Origin of the sequence: Rhizorhabdus dicambivorans, assembly GCF_002355275.1 — a bacterium.
Lineage (GTDB): Bacteria > Pseudomonadota > Alphaproteobacteria > Sphingomonadales > Sphingomonadaceae > Rhizorhabdus > Rhizorhabdus dicambivorans.
Map to the genome: position 1 here is coordinate 3,344,624 of NZ_CP023449.1, position 17,960 is coordinate 3,362,583.

Genomic DNA, 17,960 nt, shown 5'->3' on the forward strand with positions numbered 1-17,960 from the left:
CGTGGCGGGCCTAGAAGGGAGCGCCGACCACTCCCGCCTTGAGGGAGGCCCGACGAACAGCGCCGCCGCGCCAGCGGCGACCGCTGGGTGCGGGCGAAGCCCGTGCCGATCGCCTATGCGACTGGGCGGCCGATCCCGAGAGAGAGCGGCCGCCCAGGTCTTCTATCGTTGATGATCGCGAACGCGCCGCGCAGGATTATGCAGGCAACGACCGCTCATACCAGGGCCGCGTCTTCTTCACGAGCGCGACGACCGAGAGCATCACCGGCACCTCGACCAGCACGCCGACGACGGTGGCGAGCGCCGCGCCCGATCCGATGCCGAACAGGCTGATCGCCGCGGCGACGGCGAGTTCGAAGAAGTTGGACGCGCCGATCAGCGCGGCGGGCGCGGCGACGCACCAGGCGACGCCGAAGCGGCGGCTCAGCCAATAAGCGAGCCCGGCATTGAAATAGACCTGGATGAGGATCGGCACGGCGATGAGCGCGATGACCAGCGGATGCGCGATGATCGCCTCGCCCTGGAAACCGAACAACAGCACCAGCGTGGTGAGCAGCGCGATCAGCGATACGGGGCCGAGCGCTGCCAGCAGGCGATCGAGCGCCGGCTGTCCGCCAGAGGCCAGCAGCGCGCGACGGACAAGCTGCGCGGCGATTACCGGCACGACGATGTAGAGCAGCACCGAGATGAGCAAAGTGTCCCACGGCACCGTGATCGACGCGACCCCGAGCAGCAGCGCGACGATCGGCGCGAAGGCGAACACCATGATGACGTCGTTCAAGGCGACCTGGCTCAGCGTGTAATTAGGCTCGCCCTCGCACAGGTTGGACCAGACGAACACCATCGCCGTGCAAGGCGCGGCGGCGAGCAGGATGAGGCCGGCAATATAGGAGCCGATCTCGGCCTCGGGCAGCCAGGGGCGGAACAGATAGCCGAGGAAGAAGGTGCCGAGCAGCGCCATCGAGAAGGGCTTCACCGCCCAGTTGATGAAAAGCGTGACACCGACGCCCTTCCAGTGCCGCCTGACTGATCCCAGCGCGCCCAGGTCGATCTTGAGCAGCATCGGCACGATCATCAGCCATATCAGCACCGCGACGACGATGTTGACGTTCGCGATCTCGGCCGCGGCGACGCGCGCGAACAAGCCGGGCAGCGCATAGCCGAGCGCGATGCCGACGACGATGCAGGCCGCGACCCAGAGGCTGAGATAGCGTTCGAAGGTGCCGATCGCGGGCTTCGCCGCCGCGGCGGCATCGCTCACGCGGCGTCCCCGCGCCGGTTGCTCGCGCCTTCGCCCTGACCGATCTCGCGGACATGTGCCCTCAATGCCATCACGTCGAGCTGGTCGAACGGCAGCGCCATGAACAGCTTGATGCGGTTCTCGAGATAGCGCAGCGCTGTCACGAAGGCGCGCTCGCGCTCGATGTCGTTGCCCTCGACATGGCTCGGATCTTCGATGCCCCAATGGGCGGTCATCGGATGGCCGGGCCAGACCGGACACGTCTCGCCCGCCGCATCGTCGCAAACGGTGAACACGAAATCCATCACCGGCGCGTCCGGCACGGAGAACTCTTCCCAGCTCTTCGAGTGAAGGCCTTCGGTCGGGTAACCGATGCGCTCCAGCAGCCTCAGCGCGTCGGGGTTGACCGCGCCCTTGGGGAAGCTGCCTGCGGAATAGCCGCGGAACCGGCCTTCGCCGAGCTTGTTCAGTGCGCTCTCGGCGAGGATCGAGCGGGCCGAGTTACCCGTGCAGAGGAACAGGACATTGAAAACACGGTCGGTCATTGAACGGCTCCGGGTTGGCAGCAGGCGGCCCTGGTGACCACGTCGGCGAGCGGAGCACAGATCTCCGGGGCGCCGCCGCAGCAATCCTCCATCAGGAAGCCGAGCAGGTCGGTCATGCGGGCATAATCAGCGGTGTAGATGATCGACCGGCCCTCGCGCCGCGACGACACGAGCCCGGCGTGGCCGAGGATGTTGAGGTTGCCCGAGAGCGTCTGCGGGACATGGCCCGTCGCGCGCGCGATATCGCCCGAGGCCATGCCCTCGGCGCCGGCGCGGACCAGCAGGCGAAAGACCTCGAGGCGGCCCGGATGCGCGAGCGCCGAGAGCGAGGCGACGGCAGCGTTCGCGTCCATCAGCAGCACGCCTGCTTTGGCGCGGGCGCATCGGCGGGGCCGCAGCAGGCCGCGGCGGGCTCGGGCAGCACCTCGTCCTCGCCGTAGCTGGTCGCCTCACCGAAGGTGAAGAAGGTCTCCCAGCGCACGCCGGCGGGATCGCGGACCCAGCTCTTGTCCGACTGCGCGTAGCAGCAGGTGGTCGCTTCCTGATCGAACGTCTCCGCCCCGGCGGCCTTGAGGCGACCGGCGAGCGCGCCGAGCTCATCGGCGCTGTCGACCTGGATGCCGATATGGTCGATGCCGGCCGCGCGCGCGCGCTCGGAGATCGCGAAGTTGACCTTGGGATCGTCGAGCATCCACTTGGCGTAGTCGTCCTTCACGACGACGGGCGCGGCGCCGAACAGCGTCTCGTAGAACTGGATCGACGCGCCGAGATCGGGCACGCTGACGTGCAGATGGATGCGCTTCATGGAATGGCTCCTGATAACGACTCGATGACACTACGAGTATATCCGTAATATCATCGAGTCAATGAGCACGACGCTCATGGCTGCTGGGCGTGCATCCAGTCAGCGGCGGCCTGCGCCTTGCTGGCTGCGGTGAAGATCGCCCGCGGCTCATCCTTCAGGAGTTGGAGCCAGGAAGCGATATAGGCGGCGTGGTCGGGCCGCGGCTCGTGGGCGATCCCGAGATCGGCGAGCAGGAACGAGGCGGTCAGCTCGGCGGTCGCTTCCTCCATCGCGAGCGCGTGCCTGGTCCACTTGGCGCTGAAATCCCGGTCGAGCCGATGGGCTGCGCCACTGGCATGAGCGGCCTCGTGAATACGGGTGGCATAGAAGCCGTGAGCGTCGTGGAAGGCGCTGAAATCCGGCATGTGGATGCGGTCTTCGGCGATGTGATAATAGGCGCTGGCCGAGCCGTAGACAGTATCGATGCCGAGGGCGGCGATGAAGGCTTCGGCGGCGGCGAGGCGTTCGCTCTCGGGCAGGTCCGGCCCCGGTTTGGGCGCATAGCCATCGACCTGATCGGCGTTGAACAGGCCGAACGCCTTGGCGAAAAGCCGTCGATGGTCGTCATCGTCGCTGGCGTCGTCGCCCTTCGCGTGAAACTCCTTCCAGAGGACACCGAGGCTGGCGTGCTCACCCTTGCGGACCTGCGCGCCGAGCGCCTGCCACTGGCGATAGGTGCCCCAGACCCCGCTCGCATAGCCGCTGCCATAGGCGGCCGCCCAGAGCGAGACCGTATTTATGCCGCGATAGGGCTTGCCGCTGGCGACGTTGGTCGGGCGGGTGACGTCGGCGCCGGAATGATGCCATGGCATGCGCCAGGTGCCGGTGCCGGCTTCGATGGCGTCGACGATCGCTTGCGTGACGCGAGCATAGACGTCTGAGCGTTGTGAGGCTGACATGATCTGTTCTCCGTTCTCGCGCCGGGGACCATCCCCGGCGGCGGAGGCCCGTTCGCGCCGGGCACAGGGGGGCTCGCGCACCCGTCAGGGCCGCAGCGAAGCGAAGGACGGCGAAGCCGTTGCGCGGGCGCGCCGACCGGCGCAGGACTCCGCCAACAACCGGGGTGGTCTACGGCGCGGGAGGGTCGATCCCGGCAATCACCACGCTCAGGCGATCCAGCTCGCGCTGGAGAGCCTGACGCTGGAGATCGGAGATGCGCCGTTCGCGTAAGTGCGCCCTGGCATCGGCCGCCGCGCGTTCCCAGGCCGGCCTGTGGCGGGCGGTGATGCAGGCGTTGGGACAGCGGGTCGGCTCGCACAGGGCAGTGAGCGGCCCTGCCGGATCGGGGGTCGTCACGCGCTTGAGGCAGAGCGCGGTCGCGGGATCGAAGAAGCAATCCGCGAGCGGGCCGACATGGAAGGTGCGCGCGACGCTGGCGAGCATGACGCGCAGGCGGGCGCGATCGGCGATCATGGCGGGCAAAGGCCCTTGTCTGACGGCGGCATCGTCGAGCGTCCGCGCGATGCGCGGTCCCGCCGGTCCACCGAGCGATGCGCCGCCCTGACGCCGGTCGAAATAGTCCAGCAGATCGTCAATCTGACCGAGCCGACGCTGCGCCTCGACCTCGGCGCGAAACCCTGATGCGCTGGTCCCGGCATAGCCTTCGAACGCGGCGACCGAGGCGTGCTTGTACTGGATCATGCCGGCGATGGTGCCGAACGGACGGTTGGCGATGTGCCACGCGATCGTGCGCCGGAACTGCCGCGTCGTGATGCGCCACGGCTTGCCATCGGGTCCGGGCGGGATGACCGGCTCATCGGGGGTGCCGAAGGCGCTGTTGAGGTGGTCGCGGAAGGTGTTGAGCTGGCGGACCACCTCGCTCGACAGATGCGTCTTGGAGACGGCGCTCGCGCGCAGCACCGGCCAGAGCGTATCGCTGCCGCTGGCGCGCGCCGGCCCTGCCGACAGGCGTTCGAGCACCATGATCGCGGCGGCGACCGGCTCGATCGTCACCCAGCTCGCCGCCTCGCCCACCGCCGCCCGGCGCTTGTAGATGGTCGACCGGATGCGATGGCGCTCGATCAGGCCGTCCTCGCTGCGCGCGATAGAGAGACACCCGCGCCGCATCGCCTGCACCTCGCAGTCGCGCATGCCGGTCAGGTAGGCGCACACGATATAGGCAGCGGCTTGAAGCATCCGTTCCTCGTGTGCGAGAGTCTTCGCATCGAAGCGCTCGCGCCACGGCCGACCGCTGTCAGGATCGATCGTGATCGGCGTGTCCATGCCGCCGACCTCTACCCCCAGCTCGGCCGCCACTGCGTCGATCAACCTCGCTTCACCGCCTGTCAGCAGAAGATGCGCGCCAGGCTCGGCCTGCACGTCGATCCCGACATGGAGATGCAGGAGATGTGCGTTGATCGGTGGGGTCACTGCGCCGGTGTTGGGGTCGACGCGCAGCTTGCCGTTATGAGCGGTGCCCCAGATCGGCGCGCCGCGCCCCTCGCGGCGTCGGCGGCCGAAATAGGCCTTCAGGCGGGTGCGGCGACGTTGCCGGCGATCAGGGTCTGGAAGGCCGGCATCGGCGGCGGCAAGGCGATCCCGGCGCACTTCGAGCCGCGCAAGCTCGCGGCGGGCGGCGAGGATATCGTCCGCGAATATGGTGACGTAGCGCAACGACCAGGCGAGTAGCGCGGCGATGACCTCTTCCGGGAAGCGCGGCGTGCGGTTCTCCCGGACATGGCGGTAGCCCGCAACGCGGGCGGGCGCCTGTCCGGCCCAAGGCTCGAATGCAAGGCCTCCGCTATCGAGGTGGTCGCGATAGTAATAGAGATCTGAGACCACTTCGAGGAGGTGGCCGACGATGACGGGTCGTCGGGCAGGATCGTCACGGAGATGACGGGCATAGGCATCGAGCAATGGCTGATCGATACGGGAAACGTCGAGCCGTCCGAGCCGCTCGCGGGCGAAGGCGAAGAACCGGCGGGCACGGTTGAATGCCTGGCGGATACAGGCGGGTGGTAACTTCGTCCGATAGCCGGGGAGATCGGCGTTGAGGCGGGCGTAGAGATAGGCGCGCATCGCCGCCTGCACATCGGCATGTTCGAGCACGTGGAAATGCACGGTGACGTGGCAGCGCCGGGCGTTCTCGCGGAAGACGGCGGGACCGAGATCCCAGCTCGGGTCGCCGACGCGCGATAGCGCCTCGCGGGTATGGCCTTCCTTGAGTGGCGCGCTCGCCAGCACGGGGCGATCGTCGAAAGCGGGCGCCTGGGCATGAACGGGCATGGTCATGCGCGGACCTCCGGCGGCAGATAAAGCCGTTCGCCCTCCATCTGCCGGCGCGCATCGGTGATGACGGCATCGGAGAAGGCCGGCAGGACCTGGGCGGTGATGCGGGCATGGACGCGGCCGAACTTGGCCGCCCAGTCGGTCGCGGGCAGGCTCAGCCGCTGCTCTTCGACGAAGGCGAGGAAGGCGAGGATCGCGGGGAGCTTGCGCACGGTGATGACGGCGTTGGGGCAATCAAGGCAGCCCCAGAAGGGCTGCGCGCAGGGTGATCCGGCCTCGGCGAAGGGACTGTTGTGGAAGCCCGCGCAGGCTGCGAGCCAGACATCCTGTTCGCCGTCGAGCAACGGACCCACGGTATCGGGCGGCATCAGCGGCGCGGCCTGTTCGGGTGCTTCGCGCAACGTCTGCTCGGCGGTGGGCGGAAGCACGGTCGGCATCGCGGCGGCGACCGCCGCGCGGAAGGCGTCGGCGACGGCCGTCTCGTGCACGGGCCGGAGCGACGGCAGATCGGCATAGTGGCGCGCCGCCACCTCGCGCGAGTGGCCGACCGCGAAGCGGGTCATGTGCCCCTCGGTCTTGGTGTACCACAGCGCCTTGTGGGTCTTGCGGAGCCGCGAGAGCAGCAAGTGGAGCGGCTCGCCGTCGTCATCGACAATAGCGTGCTGAGCTACCCAGGCATCGATCCGTTCCGTCGGGTGGCGGATGCCTACCCGCAGGCCGCCAGCGTTGTGATAAACCCAAAGACGATCGTCGTTCAGATGCTTGCGGGCAATCGCCGTGACCTCAATCAGGCGACGAATCAGACCACCAGGCGTGCCCCCACCGCCATCTCGCACGCGCATGCTCTTGTGCTCGGCGCCGCAGGCGCGGCGCTTGAGATAGCGCAGCTCCACCGTGCCGGCATGGGGGTTGGTGAGACAATCTGTGGTCAGCGTCTTCAGGCACTCGGGCTCGAGGCCGGTATCGAGCGTGAGCAGCACGAGCAGCGCCGGCAGATCGCGCGCAAGCGGGTGATGGCGGCCATGCAGATCATCGATGAGCGTGCTGATCGGCAATCCGCGCCGCATGCGCATGAAATAGAGGCTCTTCAGCGCCGGGTGGTCTGCAACGATAAAGCCCTGCCGCGCGATGATCGCTTCGACGTCGGCCCGCGCTCTGGCGATGACCGGGTCGCCCTCATCGGTGCGGTCGTCGGCACCGAGACGGCGGAACATCGCTTCGACGTCGGTCCTCGCGGCGTCGCGCAACGCGCGGGCGACGAAGGGGCTATAAGCATCGCGTGGGGTCGAGCGGCCCGCCGATGTGGCCAGCGTGTAGCGCAGCCGCTCATGCAGGTCGGGCGCGATCCGATCGGGCCGGTCTGCCTCGATCGCGCGCAATGTGTTGACGATCTTGCCGACCGATATGTGCCGGTGGATCGCGCCCATCCCGCGCTGTTCGAGCGCGGAGGCGAACCCATCGATATGGACTGCACGCAGGTCGTTGACGCCGGTCACCCCCGGCGCACCATCACCAAGCCAGGCGAAGAAGTGACGATAGACCTGCACATACTGCTTGATGACGCTGGCCGCACCAATCGGTCCCCCGAGCGCAGCCGATCGACGCAGCGCGCCGGCGAAGGCGATAGCGAGCGGACGGGGATCGAGTGCGGCCATATCGACCAGGACCGTTCCGCCATGCCGCGCCTCGATGGTGAACTTGAGGCCGAGCACCGGATCGGGCTTCTGTGGCTCCGGCGTGATCGGCGCGAAGGCGACAGGCCGGCCCTTGCGGGGATGGCCGCTCATGCGCCCTGCGGTCCCGGCAGCAGCGCAAGCAGCTCCTCGACGGCCGCGTCCACCGTATCGGCGCGCGTCGCGATATGGTCGAGGTAGATATAGGTGGTGGTGAGGCTGGCGTGGCCAAGCAGGCGTTGCACCTGCTGCAGCGGGTCGCCGAGGATCAGCCGATAGCTCTCCAGCGGTCCGACCGGCAATGCCGCTTCGCGCAACCGCTGCTGGATCAGCAAGGCGAGCATATGGACTGCGAATGTGTGGCGAAGCTGGTGCGGGTTGATCGACAGCGGGAAGCCGTTCTCCGCGCACCGGTTGCAGGCGCGGGTGAAGATCACCTCCCACGAGTTGGGCCGAACAGGCTGCCCTACCTCGGTCAGCCACAGCGCCGCCGGCTCGCGGGGCGATCCATCCTCGTCGTACAGGATCAGGCGGCATCGTTCCTCCGGGGTGCAGATATCGCGCATGCGGTCGAGACCGGCGCGGGTGACAGGGATCGATCGTTCGAGCTTGGTCGCGCCGTCTCGCGCGGCGAACTTGGCCACGCCCGCTGCGCGCTCGACGGCGACGTAAGCGGCAATCTGACGAAGCAGCCGACGCGGGAGCAGGACGCTGCGTCCCCGGTCGCCCTTGGTCAGCGGTGGCGGGAGAGGCAGCCAAAGTTGTTGGGCATCGCCGTCCTCGCGGTCGATCGCCGCGAGCTCGGCGGCGAGCAGGCCCGACGCCTCTTCGAGGCGCAGGCCGGTGGTGACGAGAAGATCGGCAAACAGCGCGTTGCGCAGCCCGTTCCGGTCGCGCGCGCCGGGGCGCTCGGTGCCGTCAGGGGTAAGGCCGCGCAGGCCGACCTCGCGGAAAATACGGTAGTCGTCCATCGTGACGAACCGCACATCTGATCGCCTGGCAACACGTTCATAGGCGTCATTGCGCGCCGCGATCATGCCGCGACGGCCACCATGCGCCGGTCGCCACACGGCGCGGCGGCTGAACGGCGCGTCGGTGATCAGCCCGTGCTGCTCACCCCATCGGTAAAGGCGATCGAGACTGGCGACGGCGCGGTTCCAGCTTGCGGCCGTTATCCGGTGATCGGCCTCGTCGCGGCGTCGCTCACGATGATAGGCGTCGACATCGTCGCGGGTCGCAGCCCACACGGTCTTGCCGCAGGCATCGAGAAAGCGAAGCCAGACAACGACATCATAGGCATAGGCGCGAAGCGAGTGCCGCGAGCGGACGCCCGACAACGGCAGGTCGAGAAAGAAGCGATCCAGATCGGGATCATAGAGCGCGTCGCCGCGCAGGATCAGCGGCACATGCGCATCGAGGCCCCTGGCCTCGCGGCGCTCGCAAACAGTAATGATCGACACCGGCGCGAAGCCCTCCCCCCGGCCCCCCCACCGGGAAGCTGACCTTCACACCGTTGCGCACTATGACCCGGCAGCAATCAGGCTGGCCTCCGCCAGCTCTTGGGTCAGCGCTACGGCCAGCCTGATTACTGCCTACCGTGGGCGTCCATCGCCGACCTTACTGCAAAGTTGCGAGCGGCGCAGACTGTCCAGATAAGGCGACCAGTTCCTCGCGGGCATAGTCCTTGCTGCCGAAGCCGTTGGTCAGGTCACGCGCCAGCCGTGCGGGGTGCCCGGTGGCATGGGTCAGTTCGTGCAGGCAGGTCCGGTAATAGTTGATCTGCTCGTAGAAGGCGGGCTGCGGCGGCACCTGCACGAAATCCTCGCTCCGGACATAGAAGGCGCGGTCGCCGCCGATGCGGAAATCGACCCCCGATGCGGCAATCACCTCCTCGGCGACGGGCACGATCTCGCGCTCGGGCAGCGGCGCGGGATCGGACGCCAGCCCGGCGCGAAGCCCTTCGCACTGCGCGACATTGAAGACGGTGAACCGCTTGAGGAACGGCACCGCCTTGGGGTCGCCCCCCTCGCGCGCGGCGCGTTCCTTCTCGGCCTCGGGGGTGAAGCGGTCGGCATAGACGACGGTCACGCCATGCTCGCCCTTGCGCACGCATCCGCCCGCGTCCTGCGCCTGCCGGAAGGTCAGCCACGATTGCGAAGACCAGCCATGCTCGATCACCGCGCCCCACAGGATCAGCACGTTGACGCCCGAATAGCTGCGCGCGGTGAGCGCATTTCTCGGCAGGCCGGGGCCGGTCCCGCCCGTCCGTCCCCAAGGCTGGACCCAAGGGAAACGCCCGGCTTCGAGTTCGGAAACGATCCGCGCCGTCACCTCGTCATAGAGGCTGGCGCGACCCTCGTCGCGGTTCGGTTCGGCACCCTCGCAGCGGGCACGGCGGCTGGTGGTCTTGCGCATCGCTGTCCTCCATCGCCACCCGAAAAGCAGCAAGCCTCCCCGGAAGGCGGGGGTGGGCGGCGAGACGCGACCAAGAGGCCCGGCTTCGAGCGGGCGAAGACACCGTCAGGGCGGAACGGATGTGGAGCACCCCGAAGGGGTTGGCTTCGGCCGCGACGGGCCTAGCCGGGAGCGCCGCCCGCACCCGCCGTACCGGGAGAGGCACAGACAACGCCGCCGCGCGCAGGCGCGGCGTCATCAGCCACGCCAGCGATCGTCACCGCATGGCGTGCGCCGTTGTGGCGCGAAGAAGAAAGGAGTGTTCTATCGAACGAAGCTTATTGGCGTAGCTTCTGTCTGACCGACTTACCGGTGCTGGTGATGAGCCGGCTGAAATCCCGAAAGGGAAACGGGACCATAGCATGTCGGTGAAGGGATCGAAATCGAGCTCCGCAGCCTGATGGCTGACCCGCAGACAAGGTGCGCATGGTGAAGACTGGATTGTCTGAATCCCAGTTCTCTGCGGTTAATAGGTAAGCGGTGGCGAATGCGGATGACACGCCATTCCCGTGTGCAGTGTGAAGCCCGTCCTTGTGGATCACTGCCAATGCACACGGCGCAGCCCCGGTAAGGGGATCACGAGAACGAACGGGGCACCTAAACGCATCGCAACTCCTCGCTCGCGCAACTGCGGGATCGCCTAAACAGGACGGCTTGCCCGGACCTGCACGGCGACGGAGCCGTCATAGTACTCAAACGCCCGGCGTAACGGCCGGGACAGCCGCCACGAAGCGGACGGAGCATCGGCATAAGGGGCGAGTGATCGTGCCGAAACCCGGCGCATCCGGGGGAAGGACGGCAGTTCTGTAAAACTCGACAACTCGATGGAAAGGAACTGCTGATGCAGACCGCTACTATCCTGAGACGGATCGAGACGCTTCCGGCCCTGTCGCGGGTGGGCAAGCGGATCAATGGTCTTCACCGCCTCATGAGGCCTCGTTACCTTTATGAGCGGGCCTATGTCAGGGTGTCCCGGAACCGGGGCGCAATGACACCGGGCATCGATGGCGCGACGTTCGACGGCATGACGCTGGAGAAACTCGACCGTCTCGCCCGGAGTGTGGCCGAAGGCCGTTACCGCCCTCGCCCTGTGCGGCGGGTCTATATCCCCAAGGGCAATGGTAAGTTACGCCCATTGGGCATCCCGACAGCGGATGACCGCATCGTCCAGGAGGTGGTCCGGACGATCCTCTCGGCAATCTATGAGCCTGTGTTCTCGAAACACAGCCACGGGTTCCGGGCGGGTCGGTCGTGCCACACGGCTCTCGAAGAGATCCGGCACACCTGGACGGGCGTCAAATGGCTGATCGAAGTGGATGTCCGCGGGTTCTTCGACAACATCGACCATGAAATCCTGCTGATGCTGCTCTCGCGCCGGATCGACGATCCTTTGTTCGTCGGCCTGATCGAGGCGATGCTGAAGGCGGGGTGCATGGAAGACTGGAAGGTCGAGCGGACCTATAGCGGAACGCCGCAGGGCGGCGTCGTCTCGCCGCTGCTCGCCAACATCTATCTGCATGAGCTTGATCTGTTCATGGAGGAAATGCGGGCGGACTTTGATCAGGGAGCGCGCAGGCGGTCTAATCCCGCCTATCTCTCGCACTCCAACCGGATCGCCGAACTTCGCAAGAAGATCGATGCTCTTCGTGCCGATGGTGCGGAGAATGCCGAGGCCCGTGCTCTTCAGGCGCGGATCAAGGCCATCAAGAAGGAACGGCTGACAGTGTCGTCGGTCGATCCGATGGACCCCGGCTTCCGCCGCCTTCGCTATTGCCGATATGCCGACGACTTCCTTGTCGGTGTGATCGGCAGCAAGGCGGATGCTGTGCAGATCATGGCCGATATACAGCACTTCCTCGCTGATCGGCTGCGTCTGGCGGTGTCACCGGAGAAGACGGGTGTTCGCGATGCATCGAAGGGATCGCCGTTCCTCGGCTTCCATGTCTGCGCCTGAGAACACCGGGAATAAAAGGGGCCACGGATCGGCCAGTCTCACCGGATTAAAAAGGGGCCAGTCCTGCTAGACCTCCGTTTTTGGGCGGAGGTGGAGGATGAAGAGAGTGGAGCTTTATCAGAAGGTCCGCCGCGCCGTGCTGATTGACGGGATGAGCCGTCGCGCTGCCGCCCGGTATTTTGGGATCAATCGCAAGACCGTCGACAAGATGCTGTGCTTTCCAGAGCCAGCAGCGCACGGCCGGAGCGGGCAAACCTACAGCCGCAAGCTGTCCGGATTTACCGACATCATTGACCAAATCCTGGTGGATGACCGCAAGGTTCACATCAAACAGCGACACACTGCCGCGCGTATTTTCGAGCGTCTGCGCGATGAACATGGCTTCACCGGCGGCATCACCATTGTTCGCGACTATGTGGCGGGCGCCAAGTTGCGCAGCCGCGAGGTGTTCATACCATTGAGCCACAAGCCGGGGCATGCGCAGGTGGATTTTGGTGAGGCGGACGGGATCATCGACGGCAAGTTGGTGCGGTTCCACTATTTCTGCATGGACCTGCCGCACAGCGATGCGCCGTTCGTTAAAGCCTATCCTGCCGAGGTGGCTGAGGCATTTTGCGAAGGGCACGTGGCGGCCTTTGCCTTCTTCGGCGGCATCCCGCAGTCGATCCTGTATGACAACACCAAGCTGGCAGTGGCGCAGATCCTGGGCGACGGGAAGCGCGAGCGCAGCCGGATGTTCTCGACCCTCCAGAGCCATTACCTGTTCGAAGACAAATTCGGGCGCCCCGGCAAGGGTAACGACAAGGGCAAGGTCGAGGGGCTGGTCGGTTATTCCCGGCGCCACTTCATGGTGCCGAGGCCAGAGGCGCCCAGCTTTGATGCGCTGAACGCGCGCTTTGTCGAACAATGCATGGAGCGACGACAGGCCATCTTGCGCGGGCATGAGCGCAGCATCGGTGACAGGCTGGTGGCTGATCTGGCGGCCTTTATGCCGCTACCGGCGGTGCCGTTCGATCCCTGCCATATGGTGACGGGGCGGGCCTCGTCGATGTCGCTGGTGCGCTATCGTACCAATGATTATTCGGTGCCGACGGCCTATGCCCACCAGGAGGTCGTAATCAAAGGCTATGTCGATCGGGTTGCGATCATCTGTGGCGGGGAGCTGATCGCAGTGCATCCGCGCAGCTATGAGCGGGAGGACTTCATTGCCAACCCGCTGCACTATCTGGCGCTGTTAGAACAGAAACCCCGCGCGCTTGATCAGGCAGCGCCGCTCGATGGCTGGGTGCTGGCTGAACCGATGCATCGCATCCGACGACTGATGGAGGCGCGCAGCGGCAAAGAGGGACGGCGCGAGTTCATCCAGGTGCTGCGGCTATGCGAACGCTTCGAGCAGTCCCTGGTGGAATGGGCAGTGGCCCGCGCGCTGGAGATGGGGGCAATCAGCTTCGATGCGATCAAGATGATCGCGCTGGCCCGCCTCGAACAGCGTGTGCCGCGCCTCGATCTGCAATTTTACCCGCATTTGCCGCGCGCGAATGTCGGGCGTACCGATCCGCGCACCTACATGGGCCTGCTCTCGCAGGCAGGCACTCCAGCGACGGGAGTGGCAGCATGAGTGATCCCATGATGCCGCTGCCAGCCATCGAGGCCGAACCCACCAGCGTGCCGCCCGCTGTACTACTGGCCAACCATCTCAAAGCGCTCAAGCTGCCCACCTTTGTGCGCGAGTATGAGAAGGTCGCCTTCGAGGCCGCGCAGGATCGGGCCGATTACCCCCGCTATCTGCTGCGCCTGTGCGAACTTGAACGGATTGATCGCGAGCGCCGGATGGTGGAGCGCCGTATCCGCATGGCTCGCTTCCCGCACACCAAGAGCTTTGACACCTTCGACTTTGCAGCCCAGCCATCACTGAACAAGGCCTTGGTTCTGGAACTGGCGCGCGGTGAATGGATCGAGCGGCGGCGTAATGTCATTGCGCTGGGCCCCAGCGGCACCGGTAAGACCCACACCGCCCTCGCGCTAGGACTGGCTGCGTGCCAGAAAGGGCACAGCGTGGCCTTCACAACGGCCGCGGCGTTGGTCCATGACCTGATGGAGGCTCGCGACGAGCGTCGCTTGCGCAGCCTGCAAAAGCATCTGGCATCTGTAAAGCTGCTGATCCTCGACGAGTTGGGATATGTACCATTCACCGCCGTGGGCGGCGAGTTGCTGTTCGAGGTACTCAGCCAGCGCTATGAACGCGGCAGCACGCTGATCACCAGCAATCTGCCCTTCGATGAATGGACATCGGTGTTCGGCTCCGAACGCCTGACCGGCGCCCTGCTCGACCGGCTGACACACCACGTCCACATTCTCGAGATGAATGGTGACAGCTTCCGTCTCGCCAGCAGCCGCAAGCGCCAGAAGGACAAGGGGGAGGATAAATGACCTAAGAACGGGCGGCCATCGGCAGCGGGAAATCGGCTTCCGCTCCGCTCCAGCCGCTTCCCCGCTGCCGATGCTGCCCAGCCTCAACCTTGGGGCTTTTTGTTCAAACCAACTGGCCCCATTTTAAACCGGTGCCTGGCCCGTTTTTATCCCGGCGTTGACACGTGAAGCGTTGCACGCGCCCACGTGATAAATTCGAGGCATGTCTGGCGGACACGCAGCGCCGAACTTCGGTATCCCTCCGCAGCTTCGTTCAATCTTACCGCCGGCCACTCGGCCTGGTGAAGCGCTGTCGCTGATCGCATCCGCGAGAATTTTTGGCGATATGCATCGGCCTGTTTTGAACCGAGCGCGGAGAAGAAGGGATCGCAGAGATCGGCGATCGCCGCCATTTGCTCGGCATGCCTGCGCCGCAACACGACAAGCTCACGTCGCCGAGCATCATCCGTGCGCGCGGCGATATCGGCAAATTCGCCTTGAAACTCCTCCAGCGTCTTGAGCGCTCGCAGTATCTCTCCGCCAGCGCTCACTCTTCAAGCTCCCAGCTTTCTTTTGAGCTCGCCGGCTTCCGCCGCTTCCTCTGCTTTCACTCGTTCGCGCCAAGCGTGAAGGAGTGGCTCGGTATAGCCATTCGGCTGCTCGACCCCCTTGAACACCAGCGCCCGAGCCGCCTGCAGCGCCATGCTTTCTGGGCGACCGGCCATTGGGGAGTAGCGCGGATCGCCTGCATTCTGCGCATCGACCTTGGCGGCCATCTTATCAAACGCAGCATCAATCTGCGCCTTGGTGCACACGCCGTGCAGCAGCCAGTTGGCAATATGCTGCGAGGAGATACGCAGTGTCGCGCGATCTTCCATCAGGCCAATATCGTTGATATCCAGCACCTTGGAGCAGCCGATGCCCTGATCGATCCAGCGCACGACGTAGCCGAGGATTCCTTGGACGTTATTCTGCAGTTCGTCGCGCACCTCCTGTTCGGACCAGTTCGTCCCTGGCGAGACAGGCATGGTCAGCAGCGCGTCGAGACTGGCAACCGCCTCTGCGCGGCGCGCCGGATGAAGGGCGAAGACGTCCACCTCATGATAATGGGTAGCATGCAGGGTAGCGGCGGTCGGGCTTGGCACCCAGGCGGTGGTCGCACCTGTCAGCGGATGCGCGATCTTCTGCTCCAGCATATCCGCCATGCGGTCGGGGGCTGCCCACATGCCCTTGCCGATCTGGGCTCTGCCAGACAACCCGCAGGCGAGGCCGATCTGGACGTTGCGGGCTTCGTAAGCCTTGATCCAGGAAGAGTTCTTCATATCGCCCTTGCGAACCATCGCGCCGGCCCGCATCGACGTATGGATTTCATCACCCGTGCGATCCAGGAAGCCCGTGTTGATGAAGACGAGCCTATTTTTTACGGCCTCGATACATGCGGCGAGGTTCGCCGAGGTCCGCCGCTCCTCGTCCATCAGCCCGACCTTGACGGTGTATCTTGCCAAGCCGAGCAGATCCTCGATTGCTTCGAACAGGTGATCGGTGAACTGCACCTCCTCTGGTCCGTGCATCTTGGGTTTGACGATATAGATCGAGCCCGTCCGGCTGTTCCGGAACTTCCCTTTCCCCTTCAGATCGTGGAGCGCGATAAGGCTCGTTACGATGCCGTCGAGAATCCCCTCGGGAGCCTGGCTGCCATCCCGCAGAATGACCGCCGGCGTGGTCATGAGATGACCGACATTGCGGGCGAAGAGCAGGCTGCGCCCAGGCAGTACATAGTTAGAGCCATCCGAGGCGACATACTGACGGTCGGGCTCCAGCCTGCGAACGACAGTGTTTCCGCCTTTTCTGAAGGTAGCCTCGAGATCGCCCCGCATCAGCCCGAGCCAATTGGCGTAGGCCTCGACCTTGTCCTTCGCGTCGACCACCGCGACGGAGTCCTCAAAGTCGACGATGGTGGTGAGGGCTGCTTCGATGATGACATCGGCGATGCCGGCAGGATCCGTCCCGCCGATCGGATGAAGAGGATCGATCACCACCTCGATGTGCAGGCCGTTGTGGCGAAACAGCAGGTTCCGTCCCGCCCGGCCTACGAGCTGCGAGGGATCCGCCAGCACCGGTTTACCGGTCAGGTCCGCCCATCGCCCTTGGGCGAGCGGAACGGCTCTGTCGAGGAAGCCCTTGGCCCACGCGATCACCAGAGCGCCGCGCGCCGGGTCAAAGCTTCTGCCCGGCGGCGGTCCCGGCAACGCGTCAGTCCCGTACAGCGCGTCGTAAAGGCTGCCCCAGCGCGCGTTAGCCGCGTTCAGTAGAAATCGTGCATTGAGAACCGGCACGACAAGCTGCGGGCCAGCGAGGCTCGTCACCTCGGCATCGACATTTCTCGGCGCGATAGTGATGCCCGTCGGATGTTCCAACGGATCGGCGACGATGTAGCCGATTCCGCGCAAGAAGGCCTGATAGGCGGCGTGATCGGCCGGGTGGCCACCCTGTTGTACGAGCCAGGCGTCGATGCGCGCTTGCAGATCGGTTCGCTTGGCGAGAAGCGTCGCGTTCCAGGGCGCGAAGCGAGCAAAGATACCTGCAACGCCAGCCCAAAAGGCTCCGGATTCGAAGCCTGTGCCGGGAAGGACCCGATCTTCAATAAGGGACGCCAGCGACGCCGCGACTTTAAGCCCGGGGCGATCCACCATCTGCGCCATCGATTTATGCCTGCGCCTGGAGGCCAGCGGCGGCGATGCCGGCCAGGGCCGCGATCTCATCATTGTCGGAGGTGTCGCCGGTGACGCCGACCGCACCGATCGGCTGGCCTCCAGCATCCACGACGATCACACCGCCCGCCGCTGGAACGATGCCGGATGGCACAATTGACCCGAGCGCGGCGACGAACGTCGGCCGATCGACCGCCATCTGGCCTATCGCTCGGCTGGAGACCCCCAGACCAAGCGCGCCCGCCGCCTTGCCCACCGCGATTTGTGGTCGCAACGTCGATGCTCCATCCTGCCGCGCGAATGCGATCAGATGTCCCCCCGCGTCCAGTATGGCGGCGCTTAGCGGCTTCAACCCCAACGCTGCGCCTTTTGCAAAGACGGCTTCAATAATGTCCCCGGCCGCCTCCAGGCTGATGCGAGCCATAATATTCTCCTCAAATTCCAGACAACGGCCGACAGGGCGTCGACCTGTACGGCTGCCGGCGACCACGTCGTGGCGGCGCAGCCATCACGATCGACACTCCAGCTCCCTGATTTCGACGCGGTCCGCGTAGAAGGCGACATGGTCTGCTATCGCGCCCGCCACCGAGTATGGACTGAGGTATGTCCACACAGCGTTTGCCCCTCGATCCCCCAGCGGAAGCAGATCGAAATAGGCCGCAGTCCCCTTGTAGAGGCAGTAGGTGGAATGCGTGGAGGGCCGCAGCGAAGCCATCATCACGTGTTTGAGGGGAATGTACTGAACTGCGGGATAGCTCGCTTCGTGGAGGATCAACGCCTCGCAGGAATCAGCCACGACCTGGCCGCCGGCCTCGACCACGACCCGTCGCGGGTTGGGCCTGATTGTGATCGGATGGTCGGCGCTCGGGGCGAGGATCAGAGGGTCGGTCATATGCGTGTCG

The 17,960-nt window shown here is 65.4% G+C and carries 16 protein-coding genes; 3 read left to right on the forward strand and 13 right to left on the reverse strand.

Translation table 11 applies throughout. The features are described 5' to 3' along the window. Window positions 1–196: 196 nt before the first annotated feature. The 9 genes from arsB to CMV14_RS15820 all read right to left on the reverse strand — a co-directional run bounded on the left by arsB (window position 197) and on the right by CMV14_RS15820 (window position 9,945). Window positions 197–1,261, reverse strand: coding sequence for an ACR3 family arsenite efflux transporter (gene arsB, locus CMV14_RS15780; RefSeq protein ID WP_066970392.1), 1,065 nt, complete (start codon window positions 1,259–1,261; stop codon window positions 197–199). After that, the gene (locus CMV14_RS15785; protein ID WP_096367739.1) at window positions 1,258–1,785 is read right to left on the reverse strand and encodes an arsenate reductase ArsC; all 528 of its coding nucleotides are present in this window, start codon (window positions 1,783–1,785) and stop codon (window positions 1,258–1,260) included. Before CMV14_RS15785 ends, arsB begins: the two co-directional genes overlap by 4 nt. Then, window positions 1,782–2,138, reverse strand: coding sequence for an ArsR/SmtB family transcription factor (locus CMV14_RS15790; protein ID WP_066970295.1), 357 nt, complete (start codon window positions 2,136–2,138; stop codon window positions 1,782–1,784). The genes CMV14_RS15785 and CMV14_RS15790 overlap by 4 nt, the downstream gene beginning before the upstream one ends. Next, window positions 2,138–2,590, reverse strand: coding sequence for an ArsI/CadI family heavy metal resistance metalloenzyme (locus CMV14_RS15795; RefSeq protein ID WP_066970291.1), 453 nt, complete (start codon window positions 2,588–2,590; stop codon window positions 2,138–2,140). Before CMV14_RS15795 ends, CMV14_RS15790 begins: the two co-directional genes overlap by 1 nt. 74 nt (window positions 2,591–2,664) lie before the next feature. Next, entirely contained in the window at window positions 2,665–3,528 is an 864-nt protein-coding gene (locus tag CMV14_RS15800) for an ArdC family protein (RefSeq protein ID WP_066970288.1), read from the reverse strand. A 169-nt stretch (window positions 3,529–3,697) separates the two neighbouring features. Beyond that, entirely contained in the window at window positions 3,698–5,860 is a 2,163-nt protein-coding gene (locus CMV14_RS15805) for an integrase (RefSeq protein WP_066970285.1), read from the reverse strand. Next, entirely contained in the window at window positions 5,857–7,644 is a 1,788-nt protein-coding gene (locus CMV14_RS15810; protein WP_066970282.1) for a hypothetical protein, read from the reverse strand. Before CMV14_RS15810 ends, CMV14_RS15805 begins: the two co-directional genes overlap by 4 nt. Then, window positions 7,641–8,990: a tyrosine-type recombinase/integrase gene (locus CMV14_RS15815; protein ID WP_096367745.1), complete on the reverse strand. Its 1,350-nt coding sequence runs from the start codon at window positions 8,988–8,990 to the stop codon at window positions 7,641–7,643. The genes CMV14_RS15810 and CMV14_RS15815 overlap by 4 nt, the downstream gene beginning before the upstream one ends. Before the next feature lie 157 nt (window positions 8,991–9,147). Beyond that, on the reverse strand, window positions 9,148–9,945 hold the full coding sequence (locus CMV14_RS15820; protein WP_096367764.1) for an ArdC family protein: 798 nt from the start codon (window positions 9,943–9,945) through the stop codon (window positions 9,148–9,150). A gap of 880 nt (window positions 9,946–10,825) precedes the next feature. Between CMV14_RS15820 and CMV14_RS15825 the strand changes: the two genes are divergently transcribed. From CMV14_RS15825 to istB, 3 genes are all read left to right on the forward strand, one after another. After that, window positions 10,826–11,938, forward strand: a complete 1,113-nt coding sequence (locus tag CMV14_RS15825) for a reverse transcriptase/maturase family protein (RefSeq protein ID WP_238147059.1) — start codon at window positions 10,826–10,828, stop codon at window positions 11,936–11,938. 97 nt (window positions 11,939–12,035) lie between these two features. Continuing rightward, window positions 12,036–13,556, forward strand: a complete 1,521-nt coding sequence (istA, locus tag CMV14_RS15830; protein WP_096367681.1) for an IS21 family transposase — start codon at window positions 12,036–12,038, stop codon at window positions 13,554–13,556. Window positions 13,557–13,567: 11 nt separating this feature from the next. Continuing rightward, window positions 13,568–14,368 (forward strand): IS21-like element helper ATPase IstB, encoded by an 801-nt coding sequence (gene istB, locus CMV14_RS15835; RefSeq protein WP_066970386.1) that lies wholly within the window; start codon window positions 13,568–13,570, stop codon window positions 14,366–14,368. Window positions 14,369–14,514: 146 nt separating this feature from the next. On the opposite strand, the gene CMV14_RS26505 is transcribed toward istB, so the two are convergent. The 4 genes from CMV14_RS26505 to CMV14_RS15850 all read right to left on the reverse strand — a co-directional run bounded on the left by CMV14_RS26505 (window position 14,515) and on the right by CMV14_RS15850 (window position 17,950). Beyond that, window positions 14,515–14,898, reverse strand: a complete 384-nt coding sequence (locus tag CMV14_RS26505) for a hypothetical protein (RefSeq protein ID WP_141396753.1) — start codon at window positions 14,896–14,898, stop codon at window positions 14,515–14,517. Window positions 14,899–14,901: 3 nt separating this feature from the next. Continuing rightward, window positions 14,902–17,049: a malate synthase G gene (locus tag CMV14_RS15840; RefSeq protein ID WP_066969236.1), complete on the reverse strand. Its 2,148-nt coding sequence runs from the start codon at window positions 17,047–17,049 to the stop codon at window positions 14,902–14,904. A gap of 4 nt (window positions 17,050–17,053) precedes the next feature. Continuing rightward, a complete protein-coding gene (locus CMV14_RS15845; RefSeq protein WP_066969237.1) occupies window positions 17,054–17,482 on the reverse strand; it encodes a GlcG/HbpS family heme-binding protein in 429 nt (142 codons plus the stop codon). An 84-nt stretch (window positions 17,483–17,566) separates the two neighbouring features. Continuing rightward, the gene (locus CMV14_RS15850) at window positions 17,567–17,950 is read right to left on the reverse strand and encodes a DUF427 domain-containing protein (protein ID WP_066969238.1); all 384 of its coding nucleotides are present in this window, start codon (window positions 17,948–17,950) and stop codon (window positions 17,567–17,569) included. Window positions 17,951–17,960: the final 10 nt, after the last annotated feature.